The organism is Heyndrickxia sp. FSL K6-6286, from assembly GCF_038630395.1.
GTDB classification, from domain to species: domain Bacteria; phylum Bacillota; class Bacilli; order Bacillales; family Bacillaceae_C; genus Heyndrickxia; species Heyndrickxia oleronia.
In genome coordinates this window covers 1,808,878-1,820,883 of sequence record NZ_CP152029.1, presented here as the reverse complement: position 1 = coordinate 1,820,883, position 12,006 = coordinate 1,808,878, and the positions used below count along the sequence as shown (strand labels likewise).

Here is a 12,006-nt window from a genome sequence, read left to right as displayed (position 1 = left end):
ACACATTATTCGTTCATAGAATAATTCCTTAATTAACTTAAAAAATCATACGGTGTAATATTTTCCATTCCAATCATTGGATCAACTTTGAACATATTTTCCTCGTTAAAAATAAATATTTCACCTTTATTTTCTTCTTGAGGGTTTATTTTCTCTAGGATACATAATTTATCATATAGACTTGTCTTCCTTTGTTGATCATCTTCTCTTTCAATTCCAATCCGAAATGCTTCTTCTTCACCACAAATAATTAAGGATTGCTTACTTCTCGTTATTGCCGTATACAACAACTTTCTTCTAAGCATTCGATAATAACTTTTTACAACAGGAAGGATAACGATCGGAAATTCACTTCCTTGTGATTTGTGAATTGAGCAACAGTATGCATGGGTAAATTGATTAAAATCCTGTCGGGAATAAGTGACCTCAATTCCATCAAACGATACAAGGATCAGGTCTTGTTTTTCCGTATTTTCCTTTGCATAGAAAATCGATATGATTTCACCTATATCACCATTAAAGACATGTTTCTCCGGTTGATTGACAAGTTGTAAAACTTTGTCTCCAATTCGATATTTACTCTCACCAAAACTAATTTCCTTCCGATTTCCTGTATCATTCGGATTAAAAATTTCTTGTAACAAAACATTTAACCGATCGATCCCTGCAGGTCCTCGATACATTGGCGCGAGAACTTGTACATCTTTTTGGGTATAACCTTTTCTTTTTGCACTTGATACGACTTTCTCGATCACTTCAGGGATTTGTCCTGAGGTACAACGTATAAATGATCGATCTTTTTGTTGCTTTGTCACATCCTCTGGGATATGACCATTCTTGATTTCATGAGCGAGTTCAATGATGGATGAGCCATTTTCTTGGCGATAGATATCTGTCAATTGTACAGTAGGGATAACCTTAGACCTTAATAAATCTTTTAATACTTGTCCTGGTCCAACAGAAGGAAGCTGGTCTTCATCTCCTACAAATATAACCTGTATATGATCAGGTAAAGCCTTAAGCAATTGATGTGCTAGCCAAGTATCAACCATAGACATTTCATCTACAATAACAAGCTTACCATCAACCTTTTTCTCGTCATCTGTATCTAAATCCTCTTGTCCCGTCATCCCTAATAAACGATGAATCGTCATAGCCGGCAAACCTGTTGATTCCGCCATTCTTTTTGCAGCTCTTCCAGTAGGTGCAGTCAATACGATCGGAAAGGGGTTTTCCTTATTATACTTTTTAGGATCGAGAGAGCACCCATTTAGTTCTGCATAAAGTTCAACAATCCCCTTTATGACAGTTGTTTTTCCAGTTCCAGGACCCCCAGTTAATATCATCATTGGAGACATCAATGCTTTTTGGATTGCTTCTTTTTGAGATGGTGCATATTGTACTCCAATCCTTTCCTCAAGTTCCCCTAATGCCAGTAAAAATTCGGATTCTGGAAATTGATCTTGATACTCCTCTTGTTGAAGTATACGTTGTACATTTGTTACAATGCCTTTTTCTGAAAAATAGAGGGATGGGATGTATAATTTTTGGGTTTCTCCAATTAATTTTCCCTCTTCAGCTAGCTTAATAATTTCAGCCGAAATATCAGTATATTCGATTGTAATAGGTTGAGACTCTTCCAATAATTTCTTAACTTTAGGAAGTAAATCCTCTGAATCCATGTATACATGACCATTTTGAAGACATTCCTGCTCCAATGTATACATACATGCTGCTTTAATCCGATCAGGATGATTGCCTACCAGCCCTAATTGTTTACCAATTTCATCCGCTCGGCCAAAACCAATTCCTTCAATATCTTCAACTAACTGAAAGGGATTTTTTTGGATTATTTCTAATGACTGTTCTTTATAAACTTGATAAATTTTCATTGATATTTGTGGCCCAAAACCAAATTGGTTTAGACCAATCATCACACGTTCCAGACCTTGATGTTCAATTAATTTATCATATAAGCTCTTAGCCTTTTCAGATGGTAGTTTTGGGATACTATCTAGTATGGTTGGCTGATCAAGGATTTTACTGATCGCATTTTCACCGAGCTCCTCAACAATCCGTTCCGCTGTTTTTTTACCTATCCCACTAAATATTTCACTTGATAAATAAGTAATAATACCTTGTTTCGTTTGCGGTATTTCTTTTTTAAAATGTTTAGCTTGAAATTGAGGACCAAACTTTGGATGCTCTTGCATATCTCCATAAAAAATATACGTTTCCTGCTCATGTATTTTAGGAAAATGACCTGTAATTACAGCTTCTTTTTCGTTATATTCAAGATTCGTTTCGTCCACCCTTATCCTTATGACAGAGTATAGATTTTGTTCATTATGAAAAATGGTAACGAGATGACGTCCCCTTATATATTTTTCATCGTTTGCAAATAAATCAAGTGAGTTTTGCTGTTCCAACATGAGCCCCCCTTTTTTTAGCGGGATATTATTTGTTCGCTTCCCTCATTTTTTCAATCATTTTCAAACCATATCCTGCTAGTACATGGTCTGATTGAATTTCTAATGCTTTATTAAAAAAGGTTTCTGCCTTTTCTGGACTTTCGTAATAACCTAAATAGGCTACACCTAAATTATAGTAAGCATCGGCATGATTAGGATCTTTATTAATAATCATTTCAAAATGTTTAACAGCCATTTCATACACTTCTGATTGTGCCAAGGCTAGTGCATATTGAAATCTTGCATCAATATCCTCATCATTCAATTCAACACTTCTCTGTAGGTATGGAATCGCCAATTTAGGACTTCCTAACTGTACAAAACACATACCAAGCATGAAATAAATATCGTTATTATGTAGACCATTCTTTTCAGCTTTTTCAAATTGTTTAACTGCCTCTTCATAATTTTCTAATTCATACAATACATTTCCTAAACAATAGTAAGCAGCTGAAGCATGATCATCCAATTGAATTGCTTTTTCAAAAAATCTAATTGCTTTTTCTCTTTCATTTACAGCAATTAATACATTTCCAAAATTGATATATGCCACAGGATCATTGGGATTTTCTTCAATTGCTTCATTAAAATATTTGATTGCTTCCTCAAATTTTCCTTGTTGTAAACATTCAATTCCTTTTTTATTTTTATCCAAAATCATTACACCCCGAATCAGTTTTATACTAGTTGAAATTATATCATAGTCATTTAGCTTTTTTCATAAGAAAGGCTGTTTTCGTATGGTTTGTTGCTCTTGTAAAAGAAAGCCCAACGCCGGCCTTTACACCTAAAGGATTCCAGCGGTTCTTATAGAGATTGGTTTTCTCAGTAAAAATTAAAGATGTAGTGATCTATTCGTTAGTACTTTACTTAAAATAGCAACAACTGTTTGAGAAAAGAGCTATAAGTAAGAGTAAGCTCCTTAGTCAAACCCCAATGATGAAATAACCTCATGAAAGAGATAGGAATTAGAGGGTAAAGCCAAACGAATTAATCTTGAAACTAGGATTAAAAATCTCTTCTTTTTTTTCACAAAGAAATACCTCATCCGAAAGTATGGATGAGGTACTCCCTACACTATTAACCAACATACATTAATTGTTTACCTTCTTTAAATACTTTATCGATTGTTCCTCCACCTAAGCATTCTTCACCATTGTAAAACACAACTGCTTGTCCAGGTGTAACTGCTCGAATAGGTTCATCAAAGACAACCTCTACTTCGTTATTAGCTAATACCTTCACTGTAACTTTATTATCTGGTTGACGATATCGGAATTTTGCTGTACATGTAAACTCTTTTTCGTTCATATTTTTAGATACCCAACTCACATTTACTGCAGTTATGGAGTTTGAATATAAGGAATCATGATCAAAGCCTTGTTCAACAAATAGAATATTTTCTTTCAAATCTTTTCCTACTACAAACCAAGGTTCACCAGAACCACCAATGCCTAAACCATGCCTTTGTCCAATAGTATAGTACATTAAGCCATCATGCTCACCCATAGGTTTTCCGGATAGGGTGGTCATTTTACCTTTTTGAGCAGGTAAATAATTACTTAAAAATTCTTTGAAATTTCTTTCCCCAATAAAGCAAATTCCAGTACTGTCTTTTTTCTTTGCTGTTGCAAGATTTGCTTCTAAAGCAATTTCTCTAACGCGTTTTTTATCCATGTCGCCAATCGGGAATAACACCTTTTCAAGTTGTTCGTTTGTCAATTGATTTAAAAAATACGTTTGATCCTTATTTTCATCCAAGCCACGGAGCATTTTATACTCTCCATCTTGGAAAGCAACCCTTGCATAATGACCTGTTGCTAAATAGTCTGCTCCCAGATTCATTGCATGCTCTAAAAAGGCTTTAAATTTAATTTCTTTATTGCACATTACATCAGGATTAGGTGTTCGCCCAGCTTTATATTCATCTAGGAAATAAGTAAAAACTTTTTCCCAGTATTGTTTTTCAAAATTTACTGCGTAATATGGGATTCCAATTTGATTACAAACACGGATTACATCATTATAATCTTCTGTAGCAGTACAAACACCAAATTCATCCGTATCATCCCAGTTTTTCATAAATATTCCTATTACATCATATCCTTGTTCTTTTAGTAAAAGCGCAGCAACAGAAGAATCGACTCCTCCTGACATTCCTACGACTACTCTTGTATCTTTTGGTTCCTTTTTCATGTATCCTCCCTACTTTCTACTTACTCTTCGCACGATTGCTCCCACTTCATTTGCCGCTTTTTCTATTTCATCTAGTGTATTACCTAGTCCAAAACTAAAACGAATGGAATTTCTTAAACGCTCGGAGTCTTTTCCGAACATGGCTACTAATACATGTGAAGGCTCAATTGAACCTGCAGTACATGCTGAACCACTAGAAGCCGCAATCCCTGCTAAATCTAAATTTACTAACATTGCTTCTACATCTGTTCCAGGGAAACTGATATTTAGCAAATGTGGCAATGAATTTGTTTCTATAAACCCATTTATCTGGTACTCAATTTGTTGTTTTTCTAAAATTTCTACGAACTTTTGCTTAAATTGAAGAAATAATTTTTGCTTCTCATCCATCATTTCTTGTGCAATTTTTACTGCCTCCGCAAAACCGACAATGGAAGTGATATTTTCAGTGCCGGCACGTCTTTTTAATTCTTGTTCTCCACCATGTAATCTTGATACTAATTTAGTACCAGTTTTAATATATAGAAAACCGATGCCTTTTGGACCGTTAATTTTATGCGCAGATACTGAAAGTAAGTCAACATTTAGATCTTCTACATTAATCTTTAATACACCATAAGCTTGTACCGCATCGGTATGAAAATAAGCTTGATGGTCTTTTAAAAGCTCTCCGATCTCTTTTATTGGCTGTATGGTTCCTACTTCATTGTTTCCATACATAATCGTCACAAGAATTGTATCATCTCGAAGTGCTGCTTTTACCTCTTCAACTGCAACTTGTCCTTTTTCATTCACTTCAAGATAGGTTATTTCAAAACCTTGCTTCTCTAAATATTCACAAGTATGCAAAACAGCATGATGTTCAATTTTTGTCGTAATAATATGTTTACCTTTTTCCTTCATTGCTTCCGCTACACCGATGATTGCATAATTATCGGCTTCTGTACCACCACTCGTAAAAACAATTTCATTAAATTGTGCATGAATACTTTGTGCTATCAAAGTTCTTGATTCATCTAATAACGCCCTTGCTTTCCGTCCATATGAATGAATACTAGAAGGATTACCGAAGGACTGATTTAATACATTGATCATTTTATCAATCACTTTCGGATGTACGGGTGAAGTCGCCGCATGATCAAGGTAAATTTTTTCCATTTTATTTCCACCTCTAATTAAACAATCTTTTTTTAGGCTTTTTTCTCAACTATTATTTGTTATTAAAATACGCTTTTTCTTGTAAAAAAATAGGTTAATGTCCATCTTCTCCCATCATTCTTCTGAGAAAAGAGCTATATACAGCTTTATTAGAGTAAAAGCGGCAGTAAAACCTTTTAAAAGCATTAAACTATACAATAAAACAGCCTTATTTAAATGTAGAACATATATGAATCAGTTTCGCCTTCGTCTTTATAATTGACTAGATCTTGAATAGTTGTATTATCTAAAACATCCTTAACAGCATCACGGATTTTTATCCAAAGGGATCTCTTAACCGGTTCTTCATCCTCAATTCCTTCAACCGGACTGATAGGCCCCTCTAACACTCTAATAATATCACCAGCCGTTATTTTAGATGGATCATCAGCTAAAATGTAGCCACCATATGCCCCACGAATACTTTTAACTAGCCCGGCATTTCTTAACGGAGCAATTAATTGCTCCAGATAATGCTCTGACAAATCATGCATTTGGGCGATGGTTTTTAAAGAGGTTGGACCTTCGCCAAATCTTTTTCCTAATTCAATCATAATCGTCAAACCATAACGGCCCTTTGTTGAAATCTTCATAACTGCACCTCGATTTATTTCAATATTTCTTATTAACGAACTTTACACATACACATCCTTAAACAAAAAATCCGACAATGATAGACCATGAGCCAATTGTCAGACTTAGATGCATAATGCTCACTAGCTTCCTTCTAAAAAAAGTGTTCTGCATGCAATGCTAGAACGAAATAACATGTCATTAACAACATTTATTACTAAACCAATTGATCTATTTACATAAAACTAAAACTCAATGAGATTTCTTTTTAGAATTAAATACTTTCCATTCATGATAAATAGAAACAGTACGTTTGTCCTTATTTTCTCAAAATAAAATAATAAGCTTTTGCCATTATAGCATAATTAAATACATAAATATATTCAGTAAGCTTATAGGGATTATTTCTTAAATTCTTCTAGTTTTCGGTAAATAGCTGCTAACCTCTTTTCTTCTCCTGCTTCAATCGGTTCATAATATTTCGTACCTTCAAGACTACTTGGAAGATATTCCTGCTTTACCCATCCACCAAAAGTGCCGATGGGATAATCATGGGGATATTTATAGCCAACATGACCAAGAACTTTTGCCCCAGCATAATGTCCATCACGTAAATGTTTTGGTATCTCACCAACTTTTCCTGCTCGAATATCTGAAATGGCTTTATCCAGTGCTTTATAGGCAGAGTTGGATTTTGATGAAAGACACATTTCCACTACTGCAACAGATAGAGGTATTCTTGCTTCTGGAAGGCCTAATCGCTCGCTAGCTGTAATAGCGGATAATACATTTGTACCAACTGATGGGTTTGCTAAACCAATATCTTCAAAAGCTATAACTAATAGTCTCCGATTCACTGCAACCAGATCACCTGATTCTAATAAATGTGCAAGATAGTAAAGGGCTGCATCTACATCACTTCCACGTATACTTTTTTGAAGACTTGACAACAAATTATAAAAATTGGAACCTTTTTTATCACCATAAACCCCAATTTTCCCTATTAAATCGTCAATGATTTCATCTTGAATAATATACGTATCATTCTCCTTATTTGATGAATAAACAATAGATTCTAACAAAGTTAATGATTTTCTTGCATCTCCCCCAGATCCTCTTGCAATTTTTTGTATTTGTTCATTTGTAATTTGGATGGCAAGCTCTCCTAGTCCCTTTTGTTTATCATGGATCGCACGATTAAGAAGCTCTTGAATATCATCCTCTGTTAGTCTTGATAATTGTTTAATCTGTCCACATCTACTACGAATCGCAGGATTTACATCATGAAAAGGGTTTTCTGTTGTTGCTCCGATCAAGATAATTGTTCCATTTTCCACATGTGGTAATAAATAATCCTGCTGTGCCTTATTAAAACGATGAATCTCATCGAGAAATAATATTAATTTTCCGGTTAATCTTGTCTCATCTACGACTGCCTCTACATCTTTCTTACCTGCAGTAGTTGCATTAAGTGCAACAAATGGAATTTCCGTTGTCCCCGCTATCGCATAAGCAATGGACGTCTTTCCAATTCCTGGTTCACCATATAATAGCATAGAAGGAACAAATCCATTTTTTATCATTTTATATAAGCTTGTATGTTTTCCGATAATTTCTTTTTGGCCAACAACTTCATCAATCGTCGTCGGACGCATTCTAAACGCAAGTGGTTCACCATACACGATCAAAAACCTCCAATGATGATATATCTATCCATCATTATATCTTTAAAAGTTTTTTATTGAAAACCGAAAAACTCTAAAACAAAAAAAGGGATGGAACCTCCATCCCTTTTTCCCCTTACGCTGCGACATCCCTCTTTGTAAAAATACCAAAAGCGAGTAGCATAAAAATAACAAAATATATAAGTAACATAATGATCGAAAACCCAAGAGTCATTCCTGATACTAATGGTGTCCCATCAAAATATTGCATTAAATTTGTATTAGCAAACAGGATATACTTAGCCCATTCATATTTCATTGCAATAAGGGCAGTAACATTCCCCCCCATTAGTAATAAGAAAATTGATATTCCAATGGCTAATGAGCTATTTCTAAATACAGCTGAAATCATGAAGGCCATCGTTGTTAGCATGATTACATCTAAAGAAGAAAGTAAATATGTTTTCATCAAATACAGGATCATATTTTGCTCGACGACATGGCCATTTGCATATGCAAGGTGAATATGATCTCCTTCGGTTCCAAATAAGATAAACCCTAAGATTCCAGAAGAAGCAAATAGGATGGCAAGTAATAGAATTCCAAATAATAGGACGGTAATATATTTTGATAATAATATTTTCCATCTATTAATCGGACGAATTAATAATAATTTTATCGTCCCCCAACCAAATTCACTAGCAACAATTCCCGCGGCAATAATGATGGTAAATAAACCAACAAATGAAATGAGCATGGTATTATCACTTATAAAAGTATAACCATTTGATTGATCTGAAGGCGGAATATTATGATCTAAACGATATTGATTGATTTCAATCTTCTGTTCATAAAGTTTTTTCATTTTAACTTCTGATTTTGGGAGATCCTTTATATTTTGTTCGTCAGCTTTAATTTGTTGGGTAATACTTGCTCTCCATTCCTTGTTTGATGGCTGCTGTACTTTAGATTCATAGTATTTGGTCAGAGCACCATTTCCAATTACACCAATTAGAACTAATGCGATCATTACATATGTGCCTACACGTTTAAATATTTTAATCCATTCATTATAAACCAGTTTAAGCATGTACTTTCTCCTCCTTTGACGTGATCTCTAAAAAGCGATCTTCTAATGATTTTGACATCGGCTTTACTTCATAAATCCGAATTCCTGCCTGAATTAAAGTCTGAATGAATTCAGGGACTTGATTTTTTTCAATTTCCACTTCAATTCCAGTCTCTACTTGTTTAATTGAATATTCTTGTATAGTTTTCAAAGATTCCTTGGCATTATCAGTTAACTCTACTTCGATAAAGTACTTTTGTTTTGCATCCTCATAAACAAAATCATGAACCTTTTGTACATCAATTAATTTTCCTTTTTGTATAATCGCAATTCGGTCACACATCATTTCCATTTCAGATAAAAGATGGCTAGATACAATAACAGCCATTCCTTTTTGCTTAGTTAGTTTCCTTAAATGGTCACGAATTTCACGGATTCCTGCGGGATCTAACCCATTAGTTGGTTCGTCTAAAATCATTACTTTAGGTTCATGCAATAAACTTTGTGCTAAGCCTAGACGTTGTCTCATTCCTAGGGAATACGTTTTAACCTTCTCGTGTATACGATCTTTCAGACCGACCAATTCAATGACCTCATTTATTTTTTCCTTTGTAATCCCTTTAATCATCCTTGCATATTGCATTAAGTTCTGATATCCCGTAAGAAATTTATACATTTCTGGATTTTCAACAATCCCGCCAACATTTCTCAATGCATCTTCATATTCGCTTTTTACATTTTTTCCACAAACCAATATATCACCAGAAGAAATTTTCATTAAACCAACTATCATTCGGATAGTAGTCGTTTTACCGGCACCGTTTGGACCCAAAAATCCGAATACTTCACCCTCCTGTATATTAAAAGTTAAATTATCTATAATTTTTTTTCCTTTAATCACTTTCGTGACATTTTTCAGTTCAACAACTGGTTTCATTTTTCCTCTCTCCCTTTCGTGTCAATATACTCCATTTCTTGTTTAAACCATTTTAAGACAGACAAACCTTCTTTTTCTCTTAAATCTTCCACATTTTTATGACCGAGAATCTTCCCATTATAAATAGCAACAACTTCATCTAATAATGGTTCAATTTCATTAATTTCATGTGTTGCCATGATAACAGTTTGTTCTCCAAAATCGATATAGGATAATAAACTTTTTACGATTGAATCTCTAACCATCGGATCTAATCCAGAAAATGGTTCATCTAGTAACAGTACAGATGTTTTTCTTGCAAGAGCTAAGACGAGTTTTAATCTTCCACGATTACCTTTCGATAACTGTTTGATTTTTTTTGAACGATCTAATTTTAATTCTGTTAAAAGAAGTAATGCTTTATCCATATTAAAATCGCTGAATTGGGACTGATAAAATTGAATCATATCTTTAACTGTGAATGGATCATAAAACATATCTGATTCAGTTAAATAGGCGACAGTTTGCGATATTTTTCTAGTTACCTTTTTTCCATTAACCAAAATTTCTCCACTGTTAGGATAGACTAAACCGCCAATCATTTTTAATGTAGTCGATTTACCACTTCCATTTGGACCAAGTAGACCATAAATTTTTCCTTTTTCAAATGTCATACTCGTATTTTTCAAAGAAAATTCTTTTCCATATTTTTTAGTAACATTCTTCAGTTCAATTGTCATCTTTATCCCACCCTAAATAATGCTCAAGCCCTTCTAACATCTCTCCTTTAGTAAAACCAAGTTCCTGCATACTTTTAACATAGGTCTCGACAATTTCCGTTTTCATTTGATCTTTTAGTTGCTTAAGCACATCTATATTTTCAGTAACAAATGTACCTTGTCCTCTTCTTGTTTCCACAATATCCATTCTTTCCAACTCCCCATATGTTCGTTGAATCGTATTTGGATTCACTCCAGATTGAATAGCCATTTCACGAACGGATGGTAATTTTTCTCCTGATTTTAATTCTTCACGTATAATTTTCTGACATATCCGTTCAACAATTTGCAAATAGATCGGCTTCGTTGCAAGAAATTCTTCTGTCATACTGTCTACACCTCAACCTTCTTATCCAATAGCCAGCTGGTGATAACGAATAAGATGAGCGAAATGAAGATATAAATCAAAATAGGAATTAGTGGTACATCTGTATTTGCAAATGTGAAATCCCACGTTTCGTTTTTATACTGAAAAGAAGGGTTTAAGCCAATAGAAAAATGCCATTTATCTAATAGATTGGAAAAAGCGTCGATTTTTAAGATTAGATCCTCCATAATTGATAACACAATAAAAATTACTACAATTACTAACCAACGAACCCTTCTAATCCTCGGAAATTTACCTAATGAATGATAGATCGCCCAATAAAACATAATCCAGAATGTTAGATATAAACCAAAAGCCATAAGAAAAATAGAAACAGAAAATGATTCATTTATTAGTATAGAATCCAATTTAATAGTAGAAGAAATAGAAAATTTAAAAACAATATAGCCATAAACGAATAATAGTATCAATGAGATTACTTGATAGCTGACGGCTGTGATAATTTTTGATAGCAGCAATTTTGTACTGCTTTGTGGATTATATAACCATAACTGAGTTTTCCCTTCCACTCTCAAAGAAGCAGATACTAAAACAGGAATTAACATAGTATTGAGCACCAATAGCATGATGAATATACCTATTGGCACCATAGGTTCATGCATGTATTTAGACAAAAAAATGAGCCAATCATAAATAAAATATTGATTGCAAACCAGACGATAAATAAAAATCGTGAAATCAATAAATCTTTCTTTACCAAACCAACTAACGAATTCATTATGTACCTCCACATCACACTGTATTAGTGTACTA

General features: G+C 33.9%; 12 protein-coding genes. All 12 read right to left on the bottom strand.

Annotation, left to right across the window (positions count from 1 at the left end; all coding sequences use genetic code 11):
- Positions 1–32: 32 nt before the first annotated feature.
- Positions 33–2,432, bottom strand: coding sequence for an ATP-dependent RecD-like DNA helicase (locus tag MHI39_RS09125; protein WP_259544821.1), 2,400 nt, complete (start codon positions 2,430–2,432; stop codon positions 33–35).
- Positions 2,433–2,457: 25 nt separating this feature from the next.
- On the bottom strand, positions 2,458–3,126 hold the full coding sequence (locus MHI39_RS09120; RefSeq protein ID WP_259544819.1) for a tetratricopeptide repeat protein: 669 nt from the start codon (positions 3,124–3,126) through the stop codon (positions 2,458–2,460).
- A 425-nt stretch (positions 3,127–3,551) separates the two neighbouring features.
- Entirely contained in the window at positions 3,552–4,667 is a 1,116-nt protein-coding gene (mnmA, locus tag MHI39_RS09115; protein ID WP_251337384.1) for a tRNA 2-thiouridine(34) synthase MnmA, read from the bottom strand.
- A gap of 9 nt (positions 4,668–4,676) precedes the next feature.
- Positions 4,677–5,825, bottom strand: coding sequence for a cysteine desulfurase family protein (locus tag MHI39_RS09110; RefSeq protein WP_259544816.1), 1,149 nt, complete (start codon positions 5,823–5,825; stop codon positions 4,677–4,679).
- Positions 5,826–6,037: 212 nt separating this feature from the next.
- On the bottom strand, positions 6,038–6,457 hold the full coding sequence (locus MHI39_RS09105) for an Rrf2 family transcriptional regulator (RefSeq protein ID WP_058002079.1): 420 nt from the start codon (positions 6,455–6,457) through the stop codon (positions 6,038–6,040).
- Between the two features lie 381 nt (positions 6,458–6,838).
- Entirely contained in the window at positions 6,839–8,119 is a 1,281-nt protein-coding gene (locus MHI39_RS09100) for a replication-associated recombination protein A (protein ID WP_058002078.1), read from the bottom strand.
- Between the two features lie 118 nt (positions 8,120–8,237).
- Positions 8,238–9,191 carry an ABC transporter permease gene (locus tag MHI39_RS09095; protein WP_058002077.1) on the bottom strand — a complete coding sequence of 318 codons (954 nt, stop codon included), beginning with the start codon at positions 9,189–9,191 and terminating at the stop codon, positions 8,238–8,240.
- Complete coding sequence (locus tag MHI39_RS09090) at positions 9,184–10,107, bottom strand: ABC transporter ATP-binding protein (protein WP_342541132.1); 924 nt, start codon at positions 10,105–10,107, stop codon at positions 9,184–9,186. The genes MHI39_RS09095 and MHI39_RS09090 overlap by 8 nt, the downstream gene beginning before the upstream one ends.
- Entirely contained in the window at positions 10,104–10,826 is a 723-nt protein-coding gene (locus MHI39_RS09085) for an ABC transporter ATP-binding protein (RefSeq protein ID WP_071975012.1), read from the bottom strand. The genes MHI39_RS09090 and MHI39_RS09085 overlap by 4 nt, the downstream gene beginning before the upstream one ends.
- A complete protein-coding gene (locus MHI39_RS09080; protein ID WP_342541131.1) occupies positions 10,816–11,193 on the bottom strand; it encodes a GntR family transcriptional regulator in 378 nt (125 codons plus the stop codon). The genes MHI39_RS09085 and MHI39_RS09080 overlap by 11 nt, the downstream gene beginning before the upstream one ends.
- A gap of 5 nt (positions 11,194–11,198) precedes the next feature.
- Complete coding sequence (locus MHI39_RS09075; protein ID WP_342541130.1) at positions 11,199–11,798, bottom strand: hypothetical protein; 600 nt, start codon at positions 11,796–11,798, stop codon at positions 11,199–11,201.
- 32 nt (positions 11,799–11,830) lie between these two features.
- Positions 11,831–11,971: a hypothetical protein gene (locus tag MHI39_RS09070; protein ID WP_342541129.1), complete on the bottom strand. Its 141-nt coding sequence runs from the start codon at positions 11,969–11,971 to the stop codon at positions 11,831–11,833.
- Positions 11,972–12,006 lie beyond the last annotated feature (35 nt).